This is a genomic window from Bordetella genomosp. 1 (assembly GCF_002261335.1).
GTDB lineage: Bacteria > Pseudomonadota > Gammaproteobacteria > Burkholderiales > Burkholderiaceae_B > Bordetella.
Genome location: NZ_NEVL01000002.1, coordinates 491,072 through 512,024, shown reverse-complemented (window position 1 = coordinate 512,024; position 20,953 = coordinate 491,072). Strand labels below are relative to the sequence as shown.

At 69.4% G+C, this 20,953-nt stretch carries 20 protein-coding genes; 6 read left to right on the top strand and 14 right to left on the bottom strand.

The features are described from left to right. Positions 1-97 precede the first annotated feature (97 nt). Both pgeF and CEG14_RS07500 read right to left on the bottom strand, forming a co-directional pair. Entirely contained in the window at positions 98-862 is a 765-nt protein-coding gene (gene pgeF / locus CEG14_RS07505; protein ID WP_094825727.1) for a peptidoglycan editing factor PgeF, read from the bottom strand. After that, positions 850-1,812, bottom strand: coding sequence for an RluA family pseudouridine synthase (locus CEG14_RS07500; protein WP_094825726.1), 963 nt, complete (start codon positions 1,810-1,812; stop codon positions 850-852). The genes pgeF and CEG14_RS07500 overlap by 13 nt, the downstream gene beginning before the upstream one ends. Before the next feature lie 53 nt (positions 1,813-1,865). On the opposite strand from CEG14_RS07500, the gene CEG14_RS07495 reads away from it, so the two are divergent. After that, on the top strand, positions 1,866-2,708 hold the full coding sequence (locus tag CEG14_RS07495; RefSeq protein ID WP_176461406.1) for an outer membrane protein assembly factor BamD: 843 nt from the start codon (positions 1,866-1,868) through the stop codon (positions 2,706-2,708). Between the two features lie 187 nt (positions 2,709-2,895). Beyond that, complete coding sequence (locus CEG14_RS07490; protein WP_094825725.1) at positions 2,896-3,390, top strand: hypothetical protein; 495 nt, start codon at positions 2,896-2,898, stop codon at positions 3,388-3,390. Between the two features lie 9 nt (positions 3,391-3,399). On the opposite strand, the gene CEG14_RS07485 is transcribed toward CEG14_RS07490, so the two are convergent. Further along, positions 3,400-5,484, bottom strand: coding sequence for an ATP-dependent DNA helicase (locus tag CEG14_RS07485; RefSeq protein WP_094825724.1), 2,085 nt, complete (start codon positions 5,482-5,484; stop codon positions 3,400-3,402). Positions 5,485-5,672: 188 nt separating this feature from the next. On the opposite strand from CEG14_RS07485, the gene tex reads away from it, so the two are divergent. Beyond that, a complete protein-coding gene (gene tex, locus CEG14_RS07480; RefSeq protein WP_094825723.1) occupies positions 5,673-8,060 on the top strand; it encodes an RNA-binding transcriptional accessory protein Tex in 2,388 nt (795 codons plus the stop codon). A 95-nt stretch (positions 8,061-8,155) separates the two neighbouring features. On the opposite strand, the gene CEG14_RS07475 is transcribed toward tex, so the two are convergent. The 5 genes from CEG14_RS07475 to CEG14_RS07455 form a co-directional block, all read right to left on the bottom strand. Beyond that, a complete protein-coding gene (locus CEG14_RS07475) occupies positions 8,156-9,502 on the bottom strand; it encodes a tryptophan--tRNA ligase (protein ID WP_094825722.1) in 1,347 nt (448 codons plus the stop codon). A gap of 85 nt (positions 9,503-9,587) precedes the next feature. After that, positions 9,588-9,914: a DUF3325 domain-containing protein gene (locus CEG14_RS07470; RefSeq protein ID WP_094825721.1), complete on the bottom strand. Its 327-nt coding sequence runs from the start codon at positions 9,912-9,914 to the stop codon at positions 9,588-9,590. A 4-nt stretch (positions 9,915-9,918) separates the two neighbouring features. Next, positions 9,919-11,622 (bottom strand): PepSY-associated TM helix domain-containing protein, encoded by a 1,704-nt coding sequence (locus CEG14_RS07465; protein WP_094825720.1) that lies wholly within the window; start codon positions 11,620-11,622, stop codon positions 9,919-9,921. Next, positions 11,619-11,915: a DUF3649 domain-containing protein gene (locus tag CEG14_RS07460; RefSeq protein ID WP_255032148.1), complete on the bottom strand. Its 297-nt coding sequence runs from the start codon at positions 11,913-11,915 to the stop codon at positions 11,619-11,621. Before CEG14_RS07460 ends, CEG14_RS07465 begins: the two co-directional genes overlap by 4 nt. After that, on the bottom strand, positions 11,912-12,529 hold the full coding sequence (locus tag CEG14_RS07455) for a DUF4198 domain-containing protein (protein ID WP_094825718.1): 618 nt from the start codon (positions 12,527-12,529) through the stop codon (positions 11,912-11,914). Before CEG14_RS07455 ends, CEG14_RS07460 begins: the two co-directional genes overlap by 4 nt. 330 nt (positions 12,530-12,859) lie before the next feature. On the opposite strand from CEG14_RS07455, the gene CEG14_RS07450 reads away from it, so the two are divergent. Next, complete coding sequence (locus tag CEG14_RS07450; protein WP_094825717.1) at positions 12,860-13,363, top strand: methylated-DNA--[protein]-cysteine S-methyltransferase; 504 nt, start codon at positions 12,860-12,862, stop codon at positions 13,361-13,363. A gap of 21 nt (positions 13,364-13,384) precedes the next feature. Here CEG14_RS07450 and CEG14_RS26285 read toward each other — a convergent pair whose 3' ends face one another. Continuing rightward, positions 13,385-13,528 carry a hypothetical protein gene (locus tag CEG14_RS26285; RefSeq protein WP_176461405.1) on the bottom strand — a complete coding sequence of 48 codons (144 nt, stop codon included), beginning with the start codon at positions 13,526-13,528 and terminating at the stop codon, positions 13,385-13,387. Further along, positions 13,529-13,897, bottom strand: a complete 369-nt coding sequence (locus CEG14_RS07445; RefSeq protein WP_094825716.1) for an Atu4866 domain-containing protein — start codon at positions 13,895-13,897, stop codon at positions 13,529-13,531. A 194-nt stretch (positions 13,898-14,091) separates the two neighbouring features. Here CEG14_RS07445 and CEG14_RS07440 point away from each other — a divergent pair, with 194 nt between their 5' ends. Next, positions 14,092-15,042, top strand: coding sequence for an AraC family transcriptional regulator (locus tag CEG14_RS07440; protein WP_094825715.1), 951 nt, complete (start codon positions 14,092-14,094; stop codon positions 15,040-15,042). 4 nt (positions 15,043-15,046) lie between these two features. Here the strand turns inward: CEG14_RS07440 and CEG14_RS07435 are convergent, their stop codons facing one another. Beyond that, positions 15,047-15,493 carry a winged helix-turn-helix transcriptional regulator gene (locus tag CEG14_RS07435; protein WP_094825714.1) on the bottom strand — a complete coding sequence of 149 codons (447 nt, stop codon included), beginning with the start codon at positions 15,491-15,493 and terminating at the stop codon, positions 15,047-15,049. Positions 15,494-15,619: 126 nt separating this feature from the next. Here CEG14_RS07435 and CEG14_RS07430 point away from each other — a divergent pair, with 126 nt between their 5' ends. Beyond that, positions 15,620-16,837 (top strand): MFS transporter, encoded by a 1,218-nt coding sequence (locus CEG14_RS07430; RefSeq protein WP_094825713.1) that lies wholly within the window; start codon positions 15,620-15,622, stop codon positions 16,835-16,837. Between the two features lie 54 nt (positions 16,838-16,891). On the opposite strand, the gene zapE is transcribed toward CEG14_RS07430, so the two are convergent. From zapE to odhB, 3 genes are all read right to left on the bottom strand, one after another. Continuing rightward, positions 16,892-17,983 carry a cell division protein ZapE gene (gene zapE / locus CEG14_RS07425; RefSeq protein WP_094825712.1) on the bottom strand — a complete coding sequence of 364 codons (1,092 nt, stop codon included), beginning with the start codon at positions 17,981-17,983 and terminating at the stop codon, positions 16,892-16,894. 121 nt (positions 17,984-18,104) lie between these two features. Continuing rightward, on the bottom strand, positions 18,105-19,532 hold the full coding sequence (gene lpdA / locus CEG14_RS07420) for a dihydrolipoyl dehydrogenase (RefSeq protein ID WP_094825711.1): 1,428 nt from the start codon (positions 19,530-19,532) through the stop codon (positions 18,105-18,107). Positions 19,533-19,700: 168 nt separating this feature from the next. After that, positions 19,701-20,936, bottom strand: coding sequence for a 2-oxoglutarate dehydrogenase complex dihydrolipoyllysine-residue succinyltransferase (gene odhB / locus CEG14_RS07415; RefSeq protein ID WP_094825710.1), 1,236 nt, complete (start codon positions 20,934-20,936; stop codon positions 19,701-19,703). Positions 20,937-20,953 lie beyond the last annotated feature (17 nt).

The window sequence follows — 20,953 nt, the reverse complement described above, 5'->3', positions numbered from 1 at the left end:
ATGCGGGTATACCTAGGATAATGCATCCGGAACGACCCGCCGGGCGCTAGCGACCCGATGGTCTTCCGGCAAATTGCTGCGCCGCCTCGCGCGCCGCTCAGGCCGGCTGCAACCAGGCCAGCAGGGCCATGCGGCCGGTGACCCGGTCGCGCCGATACGAAAAGAACCGGCTCGCATCGCTCACCGTGCACAGCCCGCTCAACTCGACCTGCGCCACGCCTGCGCGCTGCAGGCGCAGGCGTGCCAGCGCCGGCAGATCGGCGAGCCACTTGCCGGGCACGCCCGCGCGCGGCACGAAGCAGGCGCGTGCGTCCTCGCCATCGGCCGCGAAGGCCTCGAGCACGTCGCCGCCCACCTCGAAGTGGGCCGCGCCGATGCCGGGACCGACCCAGGCGCGCAGGCCGGTCGCGGCCGGCGCCTTGGCCGCCATCGCGGCCAGGGTATTTTCGAGCACGCCGCCCGCCAGGCCACGCCAGCCGGCGTGCGCCGCGCCCAGCACCGTGCCCGCGGCGTCCGCGATCACGACCGGCAGGCAGTCGGCCACCATCACGGCCAGCACCTGGCCGGGGGTGGTGGTGACGCTGGCGTCGGCGGCGATCTCGCCCGCCGGCGCCGGCAGGTCGGCGTCGTGCACGTCGGCGCCATGCACCTGGCGCAGCCAGCGCGGCTCGCCGGCCACGGCGGCGCGCACGCGACGGCGGTTTTCCGCCACGGCGGCCGGGTCGTCATCGGCGCGGATGCCGAGATTGAGCGAGGCGTGCGGCCCCTGCCCCACGCCGCCCGCGCGGGTGGTGCAGAAATAGCGCACGCCGTGCCAGTCGGCGCCCGCCACCACGGGCAGGCCGGCTTCTATGCGTTCCATGTGAGGGTCTCCTGTACCGCCTGCATGTCGGCGGGCACCGGCGCGCTGAAGCTGACTTCGCCGCCGCCGCCCGGATCGTCGAAATGCAGGGCGCGCGCGTGCAGCATCTGGCGCGCGGCGCCGCCCAGCGGCTTGCCGCCGTAGACGGTGTCGGCCAGCAGCGGATGGCCCAGGCTGGCCATGTGCACGCGGATCTGGTGGGTACGGCCGGTTTCGAGGCGGCACACGACTTCGGTGACGCGTTCGCCGGCCGGCGCCGTGCCCAGGCGCTGCGGCTGGTAATGGGTGATGGCGGGCTTGGGGGCGACCGGACGCTCGACGCTCATGCGCACCGGCACCCGCGGATCGCGCCCGATCGGGCGGTCGACCTTGCCGCCCTGGGCCAGCCAGCCGTTGAGCAGGGCGAGGTATTCGCGGCCCATGCTGCGCGCCTGGAGCTGGCGCACCAGGTGAGTCTGGGCGATTTCGTTGCGGGCGACCACCATCAGGCCGGAGGTATCCTTGTCGAGCCGGTGTACGATGCCGGCGCGGGCCACACGTGCCAGCTCGGGGTAGCGATGCAACAAGCCGTTGAGCAGCGTGCCGCTCCAGTTGCCGGCGCCGGGATGCGTCACCAGGCCCGCAGGTTTGTCCACCACGATCCAGTCGGGGCTGTCGGCCACCACGCCGAACGCAACGGGCTCGGGGGCGAAGGCCTGGCTTTCGGGCGAGGCCTGCTCCCAGACGGTGAAGATGTCGCCCGGACCGACGGTCTGGCGCACCTTGGCCGGCTTGCCATTGACCAGCACGTGGCCACCTTCGATCCAGCCCTGCAGGCGGCTGCGGGAATGGTCGGGCAGCAGGCCGGCCAGGACCTTGTCCAGGCGGTCGGCCCGAACGTTTTCAGGCACCGTGAGCAGTTGGGGTTCGTCGTCGGAAAGCGCTTCGGCGCTGACGGCTGTATCGGACATGGAGACAAATCATATAATCAGCCCAGCATGCTAACACCAAGGAAACGACTCTCGTGATTCTCCGCCACGCTGCTCCTACCGATACCGCCCCCCGCAAAGGGGCGGTCCTTGCCGCGGCAATCGCGCTGGCTGGCGTTCTCCTCGTCTCGGGTTGCGGCGGCGCCGACACCAAGTACGACAAGACCGCCGGCTGGAGTGCCGAGCAACTCTACGCGGATGCCAAGGAGGAAGTCTCTGCCGGCAACTGGAACGAAGCGCGTGAACGTCTGACGGCCATCGAGAGCCGCTATCCGTTCGGCACCTACGCCCAGCAAGCCCTGATCGAGCTCGCCTACGTCAACTGGAAAGACGGCGAAAACGAACAGGCGCTCGCCGCCTGCGACCGCTTCCAGCAGCTCTACCCGAACCATCCCGGCACCGACTACGTGCTCTACCTGAAGGGTCTGATCAACTTCACGCCGGCCAGCGCCTTCATGAGCAACCTGACCGGCCAGGATCCCGCCGAGCGCGATCCCAAGGGCCTGCGCGCGTCCTATGACGCCTTCGGCGACCTGGTCAAGCGCTACCCCGACAGCAAGTACACGCCCGATGCGCAGAAGCGCATGACCTGGCTCGTGAACGCGATCGCGATGAACGAAGTCTATGTGGCGCGCTACTACTACGAGCGCGGCGCCTACGTGGCCGCGGCCGGCCGCGCCCAGACCGTGATCACCGACTTCGACGGCGCGCCCGCCACCGAAGAGGCGCTCTACCTGCTGGTGCGCTCCTACGACAAGCTCAACATGACGCAGCTGCGTGACGATGCGCAGCGCGTGCTCGACCAGAACTTCCCCAACAGCCAGTTCAACAAGGACGGCCTGAAGGCGGAAAAGCGCTGGTGGAATCCGTTCGACTGACGCGCACGACCCGGCCATGCCGGCATTGAAAACGGGGGCGGTCCTTTGGGATTGCCCCCGTTTTCATTGGGACGGCCACTATTTCGTCGGACCAGTCTGATAGCAGCGTCGCAGGCGCCGTCGGCATGCGGCAGGCGGGCGCACCGCGGGTACCTTCTGCGGTTGCCCTCCTCACCAGGTATTCGACATGGCCCTGCTTCCCCGCCCCTTTCCCCTGCCCGCCATGCGCTGGCGCCGGCTGCTGACCTGGCTGCCGCTGCTGCTGGCCGGCTGCGTGAGCTACGACTACGTGCCGCCCACCACCGACGCGGGCCGCCAGTGCGTGGCGACCTGCGAGGTGGCCACCCAGACCTGCGCGGCGGGCGCGCGCCAGGCCAATGCCACCAACAACTCGTCTAACCAGATCGCGCGCAGCACCGCGCTGGCCGCCTGCCTGGGCACGGCGCGCAACGACCACGACCGCAAGAAATGCCGCGAGCGCAATGGCGACTGGGGCGGGGGCGGCGGCTTCGGCGGGGGCGGCGACGGGTTTTCGTTCCATCGCTCATGGAACTTCGGCAGCGGCGGCGGGGGCGATTTCGGCCCGATGGGCGGCATGGGCGACGGCGGAGGCGACTGCCAGCCCGCCTACGACCGCTGCTTCCAGACCTGCGGCGGCCAGATCATCGAGCGGCGCCAGTAGCGCCCGGCGTCAGTCGCCCTCGGCCTTGCGCGCGAGAAACGCCAGCGCCTCGTTCATCTCGCGGGTGCGGGCAAACGGCGGCAGGCCGCGCCACAGCCGCTTGCCGTAGGGCTTCTCCACCAACCGGGCGTCGCCCACCATCAGCACGCCCCAATCCGACTCGGTGCGGATCAGGCGGCCGGCGCCCTGCTTGAGCGAGATCGCGGCCTCGGGCAACTGGTACTCGGCAAACGGATTGCCGCCCTCGGCGCGGCAGGCGCGCAGGCGCGCCTCGATCACCGGGTCGTCGGGCGGCGCGAACGGCAGCTTGTCGATCGCCACCAGCGTGAGGATGTCGCCCGGCAGGTCGATGCCCTCCCAGAAGCTCGCGCTGCCCACCAGCACCGGGTGGGTGAGCTTGGCGAATCGCTCCAATAGATCGCGCCGGGTCGATTGCCCCTGGCGCAGCAGCGGCCAGTCGTGGCCGGCATCCTCGAAGGCGTCGGCCAGCATGTCGGCCACGCGCTCGACCGCGCGCAACGTGGTGCACAACACCAGCGCGCCGCCGGGGCTGGCCTCGAGCAGCGGCAGCAGCGTCTCGACGAAGCGGGCCGTGAACTGCGGCGCGTGCGGCTCGGGCATGTCGCGCGGCACGAACAGCAGCCCCTGGTTCGGATAATCGAAGGGCGACTCCCATTTGCCGGTGCGCGCGCCTTCCAGGCCGAGCTGGCGCAGGAAGTGCTGGAAATCGCCCTGCACCGACAACGTGGCCGACGTCATGATCCAGGCCTGCCCACCCTTGCGGTAGCGCGAGAAGGCCTTGGCCACCGACAGCGGCGCGGCGTGCAGCCGCACGTGATGCTGGCCCTGCTCGACCCAGCGCACGGCCGGGCCGCTCCAGCTGTGTTGCGCCTCTTCGGCCAGCGCCGCGAACGCCGTGGCCACCTCGGGCGAGGCATCGGCGGGCAGGTTGATGTCCTGGCCGAAGCCCGCGTCGTCGTCGGCCCCCTGCGCCTGGCCCTGGCGGCCCGGCTGCGCCCAGCGCGACAGCCGCAGCGACAGCGCCGCGCCGGCGCGGGCCGCGGCCATCAGGTCGGGATGCTTCTCGGCCACGCCGGTCAGGGCGCGCGTGGCCGCGTCGACCACCTCGCGCAGATGGGCCAGCGCGGCGTCGAACTCCTCCGCATTGGGAATGGCCTCGAAGGTGGCCTTGCGGCCGGGCATTTTTTCGAGCGGGGCGCACACCAGCCGCAGCTCGCGCGCCGCCGTCTCGACGGTGCGGCTCACGTCGCTCCACTTGGCGGCCTCGCGCGCATAGGCCAGGCCGGCCGCCTCGAGCGTGCGGCCGAAGTCGAGCAGCTGGTGCGTGGACACGCTGCTGCCGAGAAAGCGCGTGGCCACGTCGGGGAGCTGGTGCGCCTCGTCGAAGATCACGGTGTCGACCTCGGGCAGCAGGTCGGTCACGCCCTCTTCGCGCAGCACCAGGTCGGCCATGAAGAGCGCGTGATTGACCACGACCACGTCGGCCTCCTGCGCGGCGCGGCGCGCCTTCACCACGAAGCAGTCGCGGATGCGCGGGCACTCCTGGCCGAGACAGTTTTCGCGCGTGGAGGTCACGCGCTGCCAGATTTCGGCGTCTTCGGGGATCTGCGCCAGGTCGGATCGATCACCCGTCTTGGTGATGCCCGCGAACACCTGGATCTGCCGCAGCTGCGCCACCTCGGTGCGCGACTTCAGGGCGCGCTCGTCGCCCTGCAGGCGATCGAGATGGTAATGACAGACGTAGTTGCCGCGGCCCTTGAGCAGGGCGGCCGTGACCGGCGCGGTGAGCGCGGCCCGCACGCGCGGCAGGTCGCGGGCATAGAGCTGGTCCTGCAGCGTGCGGGTGCCGGTGGAGATCAGCACCTTGCCGCCCTGCACGAACGCAGGCACGAGATAGGCCCAGGTCTTGCCCGTGCCGGTGCCGGCCTCGGCCACCAGCGTGGCGCGATCGACGATGGCCTCTTCAATGGCCTGGGCCAGGGCGACCTGGGCCGGCCGGGCACGGTATCCCGGCATGGCTTGGGCCAGCGGGCCGTCGTCGGCGAAAAATTCCGAAATGTTGAGGTCCAGCATCGAGGCGGTGGGTGCGCTAAAGTGGCAGGCATTTTAGCGCGCCGGTCCCCGGGGTCCTGGCGTTGCCTCCCCGTTTCGACGGGGATTTACCTGTCACGGCAGGTGTGCCGGCCATGTCTCGTAACAGGGCGACACCCCCCGCTTGTGGCACAATCCGCCCCTTGTTTTCCCTTAGCCGCGGTATCGAGATGTCCGAAATTTCCGTCACCACGCCCGCCACGCCGAGCGTCGATCACGCCCGGATCCTTGCCCAACTGGCCACCGAACTCGGCGCCCGCGCCGCACAGATCTCGGCCGCTGTCGAACTGCTCGATGATGGCGCCACCGTGCCCTTCATCGCCCGCTACCGCAAGGAAGCCACCGGCGGCCTGGACGACACGGTGCTGCGCAATCTGGAAGTGCGCCTGGGTTATCTGCGCGAGCTCGAAGAGCGCCGGATCGCGATCGTCGAATCCATCTCGCAGCAGGGCAAGATGACGCCCGAGCTGCAGAAAGAGATCGGCAGCGCCGACACCAAGCAGCGTCTCGAAGACCTGTATGCGCCCTACAAGCCCAAGCGCCGCACCCGTGCGCAGATCGCGCGCGAAGCCGGCCTGGAGCCGCTCGCCGACGCGATCCTGGCCGATCCGGCCTGCGACCCGGCCGCCCTGGCCGCGCAATACCTGAATCCCGAAGCCAGCATCAACGATGCCAAGGCCGCCCTCGACGGCGCCCGCGACATCCTGGCCGAACGCTACGCCGAGAATGCCGACCTGCTGGCCGACATGCGCGAACACCTCTGGAATACCGGCCTGCTGTATTCCAAGATGGTCGACGGCAAGGAAAACGACGGCGCGAATTTCCGCGACTGGTTCGATTTCAGCGAAACCGTGCGCACCCTGCCCTCGCACCGCATCCTGGCGCTGCTGCGCGGCCGCCAGCAAGGCGTGCTCGAGCTGCGCCTGGGCCTGGACGCCGAGCTGGAAGCGCAGGTGCCGCACCCGTGCGTGGCACGCGTGGCGAGCTTCCTGAAGCTGGGCAATCTGTTCGCGCTCGACGCGAGCCCGCGCAACCGCTGGCTCGGCGAGGTGTGCCGCTGGACCTGGCGCGTGAAGCTGCTGACGGCGTTCGAGAGCGAGCTGTTCGGCACGCTGCGCGAAACCGCCGAGGCCGAGGCCATCCGCGTGTTCGCGGCCAACCTCAAGGATCTGCTGCTGGCCGCGCCGGCCGGCCCCAAGACCGTGCTGGGCCTGGACCCCGGCATCCGCACCGGCTGCAAGGTCGCGGTCATCGACCGCACCGGCAAGGTGGTGGACACCACCACCGTGTATCCGTTCGAGCCGCGCCGCGACCGCGAGGGCACCATCTCCACGCTGGCCGCGCTGTGCAAGCGCCACCAGGTCGAGCTGATCGCCATCGGCAACGGCACCGCGTCGCGCGAAAGCGAGAAGCTGGTGGGCGACATGATGAGCCTGAACCCCGACATGAAGCTCACCCGCGTGGTGGTGTCGGAGGCCGGCGCGTCGGTGTATTCGGCCTCCGAGACGGCCGCGCTGGAGTTCCCCGATCTCGACGTCACGCTGCGTGGCGCCGTGTCGATCGCGCGCCGCCTGCAGGATCCGCTGGCCGAGCTGGTCAAGATCGATCCCAAGGCGATCGGCGTGGGCCAATACCAGCACGACGTGAACCAGCGCGAGCTGGCGCGCTCGCTCGACGCGGTGGTGGAAGACTGCGTGAACGCGGTGGGCGTGGACGTGAACACGGCCTCGGCCGCTCTGCTGGCGCGCGTGTCGGGCCTGAACTCGCTGCTCGCCAAGAACATCGTGGCGTGGCGCGACGAAAACGGCGCGTTCCCGACCCGCCAGCAGCTGCTCAAGGTACCGCGCTTCGGCGACAAGGCCTTCGAGCAGGCCGCCGGCTTCCTGCGCATCCCGAGCGGTGACAATCCGCTCGACGCCTCGGCCGTGCACCCGGAAGCGTATCCGGTGGTCGAGCGCATCGTGGCCCGCATCAAGGCCGACGTGAAGCAGATCATCGGCCAGCGCGAGGCGCTCAAGGGCGTGTCGCCGAGCGAATTCACCGACGAGCGATTCGGCCTGCCGACCGTGCGCGACATCTTCGCCGAGCTCGAAAAGCCGGGCCGCGATCCGCGCCCCGAGTTCAAGACCGCGCAGTTCAAGGAAGGCGTGGAAACGCTCAACGACCTGCACCCGGGCATGCTGCTGGAAGGCGTGGTCACCAACGTGGCCAACTTCGGCGCCTTCGTCGACATCGGCGTGCACCAGGACGGCCTGGTGCACATCTCGGCCCTGGCCGAGAAATTCGTCAAGGACCCGCGCGACGTGGTGCGAGTGGGCCAGACGGTGCAGGTGAAGGTGCTCGAGGTCGACGTGCAGCGCAAGCGCGTGGCCCTGACCATGCGCCTGAACGACCCGGCCGAGCCGGCACGCCGCGGCAACGCGGGCGGCGCCGGCGCCGGTGCGCCGCGCGGTGGCGATCGTGGCGGCCGCCGTCCGCAGGGCGGCGACAGTGGCCGCGGCGGCGCCGGCCTGGGCAACAGCGCGATGGCCGACGCCTTCGCCAAGCTCAAGCGCTGAGCCTGGCCTGACGCGCAAGAAAAAAACCGCCGGAAGCGAACTGCTTCCGGCGGTTTTTTCTTGCCCCGCCCGCCACGTGGGCGGGCGCGGCCGGCTCAAGCGGCCAGCGAGGCGAGCGCGTCCTGGACCTGCACCTGCAGCGCCTGGGCCGCGGCCGCATCTGCGGCCGGCGCGCTGCGCGCGATCTCGGCGCCCTCCAAGCGTGCCACGACCGCCTGGCCATCCAGGGCCACCTCGGCCTCGCCGGGCTGCTGCAGGCGCTTCAGGAGCGCGCCAGCGGCCTTGGGATCGGCATGGCTGCCCGACACCAGCAGCTCCTCGCCCTCGGCGCCCAGCAGGCGGAAGCGGAACGAGCCGTCGTCGTCACGGAAGCTCACCACGCGCGCGCCCTTGACGGCCTTCTTCGCGCCCTGCGCCGCCTTGACCGGGCCGCTGCCCAGGTTGCGCAGGCCGACGGCCTCGCGCAGCGCCTGGATCAGCGGACGGGCCAGCTTGCGGGCCTTGTCGGCGCCGGCCTGCAGGATGTCTTCGATGCGGGCCGGGTTGGCGATCAGGGCGTCGTAGCGCTCGCGCATGGGCGCGATGTCGCGCTCGAGGCGCTGGATCAGGGCCTCCTTGGCGTCGCCCCAACCCATGCCGCCTTCCAGTTGCGCGCGCAACTCGGCGGCTTCGGCCTGCGTGGCGAAGGCGCGGAAGATGGTGTACAGGTGGGCGCTGTCGGCATCCTTGGGCTCGCCCGGCTGGCGCGAGTCGGTGACGATGCGCGAGACCGCCGCGCGCAGCGCCTTGGCGCCGCCTTCGAACAGCGGGATCGTGTTGTTGTAGCTCTTGGACATCTTGCGGCCGTCGAGGCCGGGCAAGGTGGCCACGTCTTCCTCGATGACCACGTCGGGCAGCGCGAAGAACTCGCGGCCGTACAGGTGGTTGAAGCGCTGCGCGATGTCGCGCGTCATTTCGATGTGCTGGACCTGGTCGCGGCCCACCGGCACCTTGTTGGCGTTGAACATCAGGATGTCGGCCGCCATCAGCACAGGATACGAGAACAGCCCCATCGTGACGCCGTCGTCGGCTTCCACGCCCTTGGCGGTGTTCTGGTCGACCGAGGCCTTGTAGGCGTGCGCGCGGTTCATCAGGCCCTTGCCCGTGACGCACATGAGCAGCCAGCACAGCTCGGGGATCTCGGGGATGTCGGACTGGCGATAGAAGGTGGCGCGATCGGTGTCGAGCCCGCCGGCCAGCCAGGTGGCGGCGATCTCCAGGCGCGAGCGGGCCACGCGGGCCGGATCGTCGCATTTGATGAGGGCGTGGTAGTCGGCGAGGAAGAAGAACGCGTCGACGCCGGGCTGGGTGCTGGCCTGGATCGCCGGGCGGATGGCGCCGGCCCAATTGCCGAGGTGGGGAGTACCGGTGGTGGTGATGCCAGTGAGGACGCGGGTGTTCATGACGCGATTGAAGCCTGGAAGTGGTCGACGACAGGCTGCAGTTTACCGTGCCCGCCGCCACGCGGCCGGCACGGCGGGCGCCGCGTCAGGCGACCCAGGCAAACACCGGCGCGGCGACGGCGCAGGCGCCGCCGGCGGCCAGCGCCACGCGCGGCAGGTAGGTGAGCGCCCAGATCAGCAGCAGGCCGGCGATGCTGAGGATGCCGATCCACTCGACGGTGCCGTAGCTCCAGCCCCAGGCACGCGCGGAGGCCAGCAGCGACAGCGTCAGGCCGAGCCAGCCCAGGCTGCGCAGGAACACGCGGTGGCGCCGCGGCAGGCTGCGGTCGAAGAGGTCTTCGTAGTGGCGGTCCATGCCGAGGCAGAGCGCGGCGAAGCCGGCGTAGGCCAGGCAGAAGGCGGCAGCATTCATTTCGTCACCTCGTGGCGGCGGAGGGGTTGGTGTCGATCGGCGCGGGCTTGGCCTCGGCCCGGTCGGCGCCCGCAACGGGCGCCGGCTGGGGGGCGGGCTTGGCCGCGGGCGCCGGGCGCGCGGCACGGGCCGCGGGCTGCGGCTTGGCGCGGCCGGACTTGTAGGTGATCCAGCCCAGCGTGAGCGCAGTGGCGAGACAGGTCAGGTCGAAGCCCGCCATGATCCAGTCGCCCTTGAGCAGCGACACGCCCAGATGGCGTTGCGTGGTGAAGACGTTGACCAGCGGAATCAGCGCGAACAGCAGCGTGGCCAGGCCCATCAGGTCGCGCCACTTGGTCTTCTGGCGCAGGAAGGCGTAGACGAACGACAGGCCCCAGACCCAGAAGAACACACGCACTTCCATGCGGGAATGATCGGCGAGCTGCGGATCGAGCAGGCGGTTGGCCAGGAAGTAGGCGGCCATCGCGGCGAAGATGCCGGCGATGGTGCCCGCGTTCAGGGCGTCGACCAGGCGCAGCGAGAACGCCTCGCGCTGCGCGCCCTTCGGCGCCTTCTGGCGCCGCTTGGCGATCCACAGCACCAGGCCGGTGCCGACCATGGCCGTGCCGGCCAGGCTCACCAGGAAATAGAACCAGCGCAGCAGCGGCTCGGCGAACAGCCCGAGATGCAGGCCCACGATGGTGCCGGCCGTGACGGCGGCGGCGCTGGGCGCCTCGGCTTCGCTCACGAGCTCGCCGGTCACGCCGTTGTAGGTGTTGGTCGGCGCCATGCGGCCGAACGACACGCGCTCGGTCATGGAGCGGGTGACGGTGACGACCGCGCCCGCGTCGTTGGGGTGATTGACCACGATGCGGCCGGCGCGCCCGCCTTCCCAGCCGGCCTCGGCCTGGGCCAGCACGGTGTTCAGGTCGACCAGCGGCGCGGCCTGCCGGGTGGGCTTGGTCACCTTGAAGGCCGGGAACATCTCGTCGAAATACTGGCGATCGTTGTCGTAGGCGGCCAGGATGCTGGCCGGCATCAGCATGAAGACGAACAGGATCAGGCCGCTGAACGTGATCATCAGGTGGAACGGCAGGCCCAGCACCGACAGGGCGTTGTGGCCGTCCATCCAGGCGCGTTGCCCGCCCTTTTTGGGCCGGAACGTGAAGAAATCGGTGAAGATCTTTTTGTGCGTGATGACGCCGCTGATGATGGCCACCAGCATGAACATGCCGGCGATGCTGGCGATCCAGCGCCCCCACGGGAAGCCCATTTCGAGCTCGAAATGGAAGCGGTAGAAGAAATCGCCGCCGCGCGTCTCGCGCGCCGACAGCACGTCGCCGGTGGCGGGATCCAGCGTGACGCGCTTGAATGCGCGCTCGCCTGGCGGCGGCTTCTCGCGTTGGTACGACAGATGGATCGCGGGCTCGCGATCGGACGGCAGCGAGATGAACCAGCGGTTCGAATCGGCGGCGTGCGTGCCGAGATACTTCTGGGCGATGGCCAGCGCCTGCGCGGGCGGCACCTTCTGCACCTCGATCTCGGGCTGCATCCAGCGCGTGATCTCGGGCCGGAAAAAGGCCAGCGTGCCCGTCAGGAACATCGCGAACAGGACCCAGCCGAAGATCAGGCCCGACCAGGTGTGCAGCCACGACATGGCTTGGCGCAGGCCTTCACCCTGCGGAACCGGCTTCCTGGCCGGCGGCAAATTCTCGGCGACCGTGCTCATGCCCGTCCTACCCAATACAACAGCGCGAAAACCAGGGTGGGCGCAATGATGCCCACCCAGGCGCGCACCGTGGTGCGCGTCGCAAATACCCATATCACGGCGCAGGCGTAGACCACGAACGAGGCCAGCTGTGCGGTCACGACGGCGTCGAGACGGCTCATCGGCAGCCAGACCGCCAGGAAGGCGGCCACGGCCGAGGCCAGCGCGTAGCCGCCGCCGATGGCGGCTATCGCGCGCGATGCGACGATGAAGCGGTAGCGCAGCATGCCTGCGCCGGATACGGGCGCTTTCACTTGGCTTGTTCGAAAGTCAGGGTGGTGACGTAGCGAACCTTCTTGAACGGCTTGCCGTCGTGTTCGCCGGTCTTCTCGACGCCGTGACCGGCTTCGAGCACGTACTGGCCCGACCACGGGGTCTCGATGGTGAACTTGCCGGCTTCGTCGGTGTGGTATTGCTTGAGCCACTTCGGCGGGCCGAACACGGTGACTTCGGTCTTGGCCAGCGGCTTGCCTTCGAAGGTCAGCACGAAGGTGTTCGAGCCGGCGGCCGTCGGCACGATCTCCAGCGGCAGCTCGCCCTTGGTGTCCTGGCGGCCCAGGCGGGCGTTGTAGTCGACCAGCGTTTCCTTGAACAGCACGGCCTGGCCCAGGCGGGCATCGGCGCGCGCATCGAACTCGAAGTAATCCGCGCCCTTGCCGGCAGGCTTGGTGGCCTTGCCGTTGACCTTGGGCTCGGTGATCACCTTGCCGAGAAATCCGTCGACCTTCTCGCGCTGGTCGTCGGCCCACTCGCCGAAGTAGGCGCGGACCTTGGAATCGCCGGCGGGCTCGAGCCACACGAAGTGGGCCGAAGCCATGCTGGTCCAGCCCAGCAGCGCGAGCGCTGCGACGGATTTGATGATGCGCATATTGCTTTCCTTGTGGTGATACGGAATGCGGGCCGCCCCCCTTGGCGGCCGCGCACATGCCCCGTGTCTCGTTGGGATGCCTGACCGGGCGATCTCCCGGCGGCAATGCACGCAGGCGGGCGCGGAAACCCGGAAAGCCGGGCGCGATCGCGCTACGTCCGCAAATTATAATCATTCTTAATTAAACACGGGACACCCGTATCGTTGCGCGCGCGACTTTTATCGATTTCAGGCGGTGACAGGACGAATTCGGCCGCAAGCGCCGGGAGGCGGCGGCGCCGCCGTCCTGCCTACAATGCCGGCATGCCCCCTGCCACCGAGCCGCACGCCATGACTGCTCCCGCCCTGCCCTGCCTCTCGTTCGAAAGCCCGGTGGGCCGCTTGACGCTGGTGGCGCGCGGCGAGGCGCTGGCCGCCGTGCTGTGGCCGCAGGATGCCGCACGGCCGCGCCGCGTCGTGCTGGCGGCGCTGCAGGAGTCGCCCGCGCATCCCACGCTGCAGCGCGCCCGCGCGCAGCTGCAGGCGTATTTCGAGGGGGGGCGTGACGGCTTCGACGTGCCGCTCGACTTCGCCGGCACGCCGTTCCAGCAACGGGTCTGGCGCGCGCTGCTGGCGATTCCGCACGGACAGACGCGCACTTATGCGCAGATCGCGCAGGCCGTGGGGTCGGCGGGCGCGGTGCGCGCGGTGGGCGCGGCCAACGGCCGCAATCCGATCTCCATCATCGCCCCGTGCCACCGCGTGATCGGCAGCAACGGCACGCTCACCGGCTTTGCCGGCGGGCTCGAGGCCAAGGCCTGGCTGCTGCGCCACGAGGGCGCGCTCGCGCCGTGAGCGCCGGCCGCCGCGGCCCGGTCAGGCGGACTCGAGGTCCGGCGCCGGCGGCGCGTCGGGGGCGGTGGGTTCGACCTCGGCCGGAAGCGGCGCGATGGCCGGCGCCGGCGGGCGGGCCGGCGGCGTGGGCTTGAAGAAATCCGCAATCACGTCGACGCCATCCATTCATGCCTCCATGCGGTGATAGACGAAGCCGGCGTGGTGCAGCTTGCCGTCGCGGAACACGCCATCGGCGGCGTGGCCGCTGTCGTCGCGGTATTCGATGTAGTTGCCCTCGATCCAGAAGCGTCCGCCGATGCGGCGCGACTGGCCGTTGCGGGCCTCCTGATAGCGGCCATTGGATTGCAGCTCGTGGCGCGCCGCGCCATCGGCCGTGACCCAGGTGCCGAGAAACCGATCGGGATCGCCGGGCGCGTCGCGATCGACGCCACGCTCGGCCAGCGCCTGCGCGCCCCACACCGGGAGCGCCGCGCCCCGGCGCCCCGAATGGCTTCGTGGGCCTCGGGAGAAAAGCGCGGGATTCTTGATATTCATGGCTGGACTCCTTCAGGTACGACACCCGCCGGGACCTTCCCGACGTTGAGCGACATCTTAGGGATCCCCCGCAACTGGGGAAATATCCAGGACTCTCCCGTTATTGCCTATTCCTCCATTTTTTTGAGAGCAAGCACCATCACGGGGCAGATTTATGGTCTATTGCTACTTTCCTCATCTCAGCAGATTCCAGCATGGCCGCCCACGTCGACCCCGCCCTCACGCACCAGACCGTCGCGCTCGTCAAACAGCTCGCGCCGACGGAGGGCTATACCCTCACCGCGCTGCCGGGCGTGAAGCTGATGCGCTCGCACCGGTCGCTGCCGCGCACGCAGGTGCTCTACGAGCCCAGCATCGTGATCGTGTTCCAGGGCCAGAAGCGCGGCTTCCTGGGCGACTCGATCTACATCTACGACGCGCAGCACTATCTCGTGCTGTCGGTGCCGCTGCCCTTCTGTACCGAAACGCAGGCGAGCCCCGAACAGCCGCTGCTCGCCATGTCGATCCAGCTCGACATGACCGCGGTGGCCGACCTGGTGCTGGCGATCGACCAGTCGGGCCATCACGCGCCCGCGCCGCCCTGCGGCATCCTCTCCACCCCGCTCGACGACACGCTCGCGCACGCCACGCTGCGGCTGCTGCGCGCGCTGGCGCATCCGCTCGAGGCCGAGGTGCTGGGCCCGGCCATCGTGCGCGAAATCAGCTATCGCGTGCTGATGGGCGAGCAAGGCGGCGCGGTGCGTGCCGCGCTCGCGCAGCACGGCCATTTCGGCAAGATCGCGAAGGCGCTGCGCCGCATCCACACGGGCTATGCCGAGGCGCTCGACGTGAGCGGCCTGGCCGACGAAGCCGGCATGAGCGTGGCGGCCTTCCACCTGCACTTCCGCGCCGTCACGCAGACCTCGCCGATCCAGTACGTGAAGTCGACCCGGCTGCACCAGGCGCGCCTGCTGATGATCCGCGAACGCATCACGGCCGCGGCCGCCTGCACCCGCGTGGGCTACGAAAGCCCGTCGCAGTTCAACCGCGAATTCAAGCGCTTCTTCGGCCGCACCCCCGGCGAGGAAACCGAGGCCATGAAAGAGGCCTTCGCCACCGAGCGCCTGCAGCCCGTGGCCGAGCGCTACGTGGCCACGCTGCGCTGAGGCGCTAGCGCGGCTTGCGCACCCGCGTATCGGCGGGCGCGATCACCTCGCCCTGCGCATCGCGCGGCACCATCGGCGCCAGCGCGCGGCCGCTGCGCACGTCCAGCAGCACCGAGTGCGGCTCGCCGCGCGCAAACAAATGGCGCTCGCCCCACTGGCGCAGCGCCACCACCAGCGGAAACAGCTGCTCGCCGCGCGGCGTGAGCACGTATTCCTGGTAGGCCGAGCCGTCGGAGGCCGGCTGCAGGGCCAGGATATCGGCCTCCACCAGGCGCTTGAGCCGGTCGGCCAGGATGTTGCGCGCCGCACCCAGGCTGCGCTGGAAATCGCTGAAGCGGCGCATGCCGTCGAAGGCATCGCGCACGATCAGCAGTGCCCACCGGTCTCCCAGCAGATCCGCCGAACGCGCGACCGGGCAGGTCGACGCGGCGGCGTCGGAGCGACGTGCCATGGCATGGTTTCCTTGTGAGGGGCGCCCGTGCGCCCGCCGTTACCCGTTACCGCTTTGTGGTTGCATTTTAAAACCGGAATGCCTATGCTCCAACTGGTTTTTATTTGAAACCACAAGGAGCCCTTCATGCAGGCGTCCGCCTCCCTTCCCGCCTCCGTCGCGCCGGCGCCCTTGCGGCCCGGCCAGGTCCTGCTGCTGGCCTGCGCCAGCGGCCTGTGCGTGGCCAATGTGTACTTCGCCCAGCCCCTGCTCGACGCGCTGGCACGTGACTTCGGCATCGCCCGCGCCGATGTGGGCATGGTGGTCAGCGCCACTCAGGCGGGCTGCGCGCTGGCGCTGTTGTTGCTGGTGCCGTGGGGCGACCGGGCCGACCGGCGCCGCCTGCTGACGGCCCAGCTGCTCGCGCTCGCGGCCGCGCTGGCGCTGGTGGCCGGGGCGCGCTCGGCCCTGCCGCTGCTGGCCGGCATGCTCGCCGTGGGCATGCTGGGCACGGCCATGACGCAGGGCCTGATCGCGTATGCGGCCACCGCCGCCGCGCCCGCCGAACAGGGCCGCGTGGTCGGCGCGGCACAGGGCGGCGTGGTGGTGGGGCTGCTGCTCGCGCGGGTCTACTCGGGCGCCATCAGCGAGCTCGCCGGCTGGCGCGCGGTGTATGTCTGTGCCGCAGGCCTGATGCTGCTGCTGGCCTGGCCGCTGTGGCGGCGCCTGCCCGCGCTGCCGCCGCCGGCGCGGCCCCTGCCCTACCGCCGACTGTTGGGATCGATGCTCACGCTGCTGCGCGACGAGCCGGTGCTGCGCGTGCGCGGCATGCTGGCGCTGCTGCTGTTCGCCAGCTTCAACGTGTTCTGGAGCGCACTGGTGCTGCCGCTCAGCGCGCCGCCCTACGAATACGGCCATGCGGCGATCGGCGCCTTCGGCCTGGTGGGCGCGGCCGGCGCGCTGGCCGCGGCGCGGGCGGGGCACTGGTCGGACCGCGGCCGCGCCCAGCAGGCGAGCGCGCTGGCGCTCGCCCTGCTGCTGCTGGCGTGGTGGCCGCTGGCGCACTGGCAGGCGTCGCTGTGGCCCCTCGTCGTGGGCATCCTGCTGCTCGACCTGGGCGGCCAGGCGCTGCACGTGACCAATCAATCGCTGATCCTGCGCGCCCGCCCCGACGCGGCCGGGCGGCTGATCGGGGTCTACATGCTGTTCTATGCGGTGGGCAGCGGGCTGGGCGGCTACGGCGCGACCCGTGCCTACGCTTACGGCGGCTGGGCCGCGGTGTGCGCGCTGGGCGCCGCGCTCAGCCTGCTGGCGCTGCTGTTCTGGGCGCTCACGCTGCCGCGCGCGCACCCGGCACGCCGCTGACGCGCAAAAAAAAGACCGCGCAATGCGCGGTCTTGGTGCGGCGGGGCGGCGCGCTCAGAGCGTGGCGCTCTTGCGGCGCTCGGCCTCGAGGTATTCGCGCGACTGCATCTCGAGGATGCGCGACACGGTGCGGTGGAACTCGTTGGCCAGCGGCCCCTCGGTATAGATCTCGTCGGCGGGGCACTCGGCCGACATGATGAGCTTGACCTTGTGGTCGTAGAACACGTCGATCAGCCAGGTGAAGCGGCGCGCCTCCGAGGCCTGGCGCGGCCCCATGCGCGGCACGCCCGACAGGATGACGGTGTGGAAGCGGTTGGCCAGCTCGAGGTAATCGTTCTGCGAACGCGGGCCGCCGCACAGCGTGGCGAAGTCGAACCACACCACCGAGCCGCCCAGCGCGAGCGCGCGGATCTCGCGATGCTCGATGTGCAGCACGGGATCCTGCGCCGGCGTGTCGGAGAGCCGGTCGAAGGCGTCCTGCAGCGCGGCCTGGGCGGCGTCGTCGAGCGGATGGTGATACGACTGCACCTGCTCGAGCGAGCGCAGCCGGTAGTCCACGCCGGTGTCGACGTTCATGACGTCCATGCGCGACTTGATCAGCTCGATGGCCGGCAGGATGCGGTCGCGGTGCAGGCCGTCGGGATAGAGCGTGGAGGGCTCGTAGTTCGACGTCATGATGAACGAGGTGCCGTACTCGAACAGCTTGAGCAGCAGGCGGTACAGGATCATGGCGTCGGCCACGTCCGACACGTGGAACTCGTCGAAACAGATCAGGCGGTAGCGCTTGGCCACGCGCTTGGCGACCTCGTCGAGCGGGTCCTGCATGCCCTTCACGTTCTCGAGCTCGCGGTGCACCCCGCGCATGAATTCGTGGAAGTGCAGGCGCGTCTTGCGCACCACCGGCACGGTGGCGTAGAAGGCGTCCATCAGGAAGCTCTTGCCGCGTCCGACGCCGCCCCACAGGTACACGCCGCGCGGCACGTCGGGACGATTCAGCAGCTTCTTCAGCGCATTGGAGCGCATCGCCTTGAAGCGCACCCAGTCGTCGTAATAGCGTTGCAGGCGCTCGATCGCGCGTTCCTGCGCGGCATCGGGCTTGTAGCCACGCTCGGCCAGGGCATGTTCGTAGTATTCGCGGACGTTCATCGGAGAGCAGCACTCCAGAAAGCAAAAAGGCGGATCGCGCGATCCGCCCCGATTCGGCCGCGGGCAGGCGCCCGCGGCACCGGGCGCCGGCGGTCTGCACCGCCGGTGGCCCGGACACGCATCAGAAGTTCAGCGTGCGCTTGTCGACGGCCAGCGCCGCTTCCTTCACGGCTTCCGACAGGGTCGGGTGCGCGTGGCAGATGCGGGCGATGTCTTCGGCGGCGCCGCGGAATTCCATGATGGTCACGGCTTCGGCGATCAGCTCGGAGGCCATCGGGCCGATGATGTGCACGCCCAGGACCTCGTCGGTCTTGGCATCGGCGATCACCTTGGCAAAGCCCGTGGTGTCGCCCATGGCGCGCGCACGGCCGTTGGCCATGAAGGGGAACGAACCGGCCTTGTACTCGCGGCCTTCGGCCTTGAGCTGCTGTTCGGTCTGGCCGACCCAGGCGATTTCCGGCGAGGTGTAGATGACCCACGGCACGGTGGCGAAGTTGACGTGACCGTGCTGGCCGGCGATACGCTCGGCCACGGCAACGCCCTCTTCCTCGGCCTTGTGCGCCAGCATCGGGCCGCGCACCACGTCGCCCACCGCCCAGACGTTGGGCAGGCTGGTCTTGCAGTCGGCGTCGACCACGATGAAGCCGCGCTCGTCGAGCTTCAGGCCCACGGCGTCGGCGTTCAGGCCGCCGGTGTAGGGGACGCGGCCGATCGAGACGATCAGCTTGTCGACCACCAGCTTCTGCTCGCCGCCCTTGGCGTCGGTGTAGGGGATGGTCACGCCCTTGGCGGTGGCCTTCACTTCGCCGATCTTCACGCCGGTCTGGATGTCCAGGCCCTGCTTGGCGAAGGCTTTCTGCGCTTCCTTGGCCACTTGCTGGTCGGCGGCCGCGAGGAAATCGGGCATGCCTTCCAGGATGGTGACTTCGGCGCCCAGGCGGCGCCACACGCTGCCCATTTCGAGGCCGATCACGCCGGCGCCGATGACGCCGAGCTTCTTCGGCACGGCCGACAGGTTCAGCGCGCCGTCGTTGGACAGCACGGTCTTTTCGTCGAACGGCAGGCCCGGCAGTTCACGCGCCGAGGAACCGGTGGCGACGACGACGTGCTTGGCCACCAGGTCTTCTTCGGTGGTGCCGCTGACCTTGATGCCCCAGCCGCCTTCGACCTGGCCGGCGAACGCGCCCTTGCCATGGAAGAAGGTGACCTTGTTCTTCTTGAACAGGTACAGGATGCCGTCGTTGTTCTGCTTGACGACCTTGTTCTTGCGGCCGATCAGCGTGTCGAGCTTGAGGGTCACGCCCTTGACTTCGATGCCGTGCTCGGCGAAGTGGGTGTTGACCTCTTCGTAGTTTTCCGAGGACTGCAGCAGGGCCTTGGACGGGATGCAACCGACGTTGGTGCAGGTGCCGCCGGGCGCCGGACCGCCTTCGCCATTCTGCCAGGCGTCGATGCACGCGACGCTCATGCCGAGCTGGGCGGCACGGATGGCCGCGATGTAGCCGCCGGGGCCGGCACCGATGACGACGACGTCAAATTGTTTGGACATAGTGTTCTCGCGATGAGTGAGGTTCAGGCTGGAGGCCCCTGTGGGCGGCTCCATCGGCGCGGACGCATCGCAGCGTCCGGTGTGCGCCGGGACCAGCCGCCCGCGCGTGGGGCGGCCAGCGTAAAAACGGGCGAAACAGCCTTTGCTCTTTCGCCCGTCGCTGTCGGATTACAGATCCAGCAGCAGACGCTGGGGATCTTCCAGCGCTTCCTTCATGGCCACCAGGCCCAGGACGGCTTCGCGGCCGTCGATGATGCGGTGGTCGTAGGACATGGCCAGGTAGTTGATCGGGCGGATCACGATCTGACCGTTTTCGACGACCGGGCGCTCCTTGGTGGCGTGCACGCCGAGGATGGCCGATTGCGGCGGGTTGATGATCGGGGTCGAGAGCATCGAACCGAACACGCCACCGTTGGAGATCGAGAAGGTGCCACCGGTCATTTCTTCGATGCCCAGCTTGCCGTCGGCAGCGCGGCGACCGAAGTCGGCGATGGTCTTTTCGATGTCGGCGATCGTCATCTGATCGGCGTTGCGCAGGATCGGCACCACCAGGCCGCGCGGGCTGCCCACGGCGATACCGATGTCGAAGTAGCCGTGGTAGATGATGTCCTTGCCATCGACCGAGGCGTTCAGGAGCGGGTACTTCTTCAGCGCGGCAACGGCGGCCTTGACGAAGAAGGACATGAAGCCGAGCTTCACGCCGTGTTCCTTTTCGAACTTCTCTTTGTACTTGTTGCGCAGGTCGATCACGGCCTGCATGTTGACTTCGTTGAACGTCGTCAGGATGGCGTTCTCCTGCTGCGATTGCAGCAGGCGCTCGGCCACGCGGGCACGCAGGCGGCTCATCGGCACGCGCTGTTCCGGACGGCCGTCGAGCGAGAACGTGGCCGGGGCAGCCGGGGCGGCGGCGGCCTTGGCGGGAGCGGCGCCAGCCTGGGCGGCCAGGGCATCGCCCTTGGTCACCCGGCCGTCGCGGCCGGAGCCGGCGACGTTGGCGGCGTCCACGCCCTTCTCGGCGAGGATCTTCGAGGCGGCGGGCGAAGCGACGCCGGCAGCGGCGTTGCTGGCCGGGGCGGCGGCGGCAGCCGGCGCGGCGGCAGCGGCCGGCGCAGCGGCGGCCGGGGCAGCAGCGGCAGCGGCGGGCGCGGCAGCGCCGGCCTTGGCGGCCGTGTCGATCTTGGCGATCAGCTGGCCCGAGGTGACGGTGCTGCCGTCACCGGCCACGATTTCGGACAGGACGCCCGAAGCCGGCGCGGGGACTTCCAGCACCACTTTGTCGGTTTCGACTTCGATCAGGATTTCGTCGGCCTCGACTGCGGCGCCAGGCTGCTTCTTCCAGGTCAGCAGGGTGGCTTCCGAAACGGATTCGGAGAGTTGAGGAACGACAACGTCGGTAATAGCCATGGTAATGAATTCCGTAG

Bases quoted from the DNA above. Each gene is read 5' to 3' on its own strand.
- zapE (WP_094825712.1), bottom strand. From the start codon at position 17,983: ATGAACGTCCGCGAATACTACGAACATGCCCTGGCCGAGCGTGGCTAC.
- CEG14_RS07450 (WP_094825717.1), top strand. From the start codon at position 12,860: ATGACTGCTCCCGCCCTGCCCTGCCTCTCGTTCGAAAGCCCGGTGGGC.
- CEG14_RS26285 (WP_176461405.1), bottom strand. From the start codon at position 13,528: ATGGATGGCGTCGACGTGATTGCGGATTTCTTCAAGCCCACGCCGCCG.
- CEG14_RS07475 (WP_094825722.1), bottom strand. From the start codon at position 9,502: ATGAACACCCGCGTCCTCACTGGCATCACCACCACCGGTACTCCCCAC.
- CEG14_RS07455 (WP_094825718.1), bottom strand. From the start codon at position 12,529: ATGCGCATCATCAAATCCGTCGCAGCGCTCGCGCTGCTGGGCTGGACC.
- CEG14_RS07470 (WP_094825721.1), bottom strand. From the start codon at position 9,914: ATGAATGCTGCCGCCTTCTGCCTGGCCTACGCCGGCTTCGCCGCGCTC.
- pgeF (WP_094825727.1), bottom strand. From the start codon at position 862: ATGGAACGCATAGAAGCCGGCCTGCCCGTGGTGGCGGGCGCCGACTGG.
- CEG14_RS07440 (WP_094825715.1), top strand. From the start codon at position 14,092: ATGGCCGCCCACGTCGACCCCGCCCTCACGCACCAGACCGTCGCGCTC.
- lpdA (WP_094825711.1), bottom strand. From the start codon at position 19,532: ATGTCCAAACAATTTGACGTCGTCGTCATCGGTGCCGGCCCCGGCGGC.
- CEG14_RS07445 (WP_094825716.1), bottom strand. From the start codon at position 13,897: ATGAATATCAAGAATCCCGCGCTTTTCTCCCGAGGCCCACGAAGCCAT.
- CEG14_RS07435 (WP_094825714.1), bottom strand. From the start codon at position 15,493: ATGGCACGTCGCTCCGACGCCGCCGCGTCGACCTGCCCGGTCGCGCGT.
- CEG14_RS07430 (WP_094825713.1), top strand. From the start codon at position 15,620: ATGCAGGCGTCCGCCTCCCTTCCCGCCTCCGTCGCGCCGGCGCCCTTG.
- CEG14_RS07490 (WP_094825725.1), top strand. From the start codon at position 2,896: ATGGCCCTGCTTCCCCGCCCCTTTCCCCTGCCCGCCATGCGCTGGCGC.
- CEG14_RS07485 (WP_094825724.1), bottom strand. From the start codon at position 5,484: ATGCTGGACCTCAACATTTCGGAATTTTTCGCCGACGACGGCCCGCTG.
- CEG14_RS07500 (WP_094825726.1), bottom strand. From the start codon at position 1,812: ATGTCCGATACAGCCGTCAGCGCCGAAGCGCTTTCCGACGACGAACCC.
- CEG14_RS07465 (WP_094825720.1), bottom strand. From the start codon at position 11,622: ATGAGCACGGTCGCCGAGAATTTGCCGCCGGCCAGGAAGCCGGTTCCG.
- tex (WP_094825723.1), top strand. From the start codon at position 5,673: ATGTCCGAAATTTCCGTCACCACGCCCGCCACGCCGAGCGTCGATCAC.
- odhB (WP_094825710.1), bottom strand. From the start codon at position 20,936: ATGGCTATTACCGACGTTGTCGTTCCTCAACTCTCCGAATCCGTTTCG.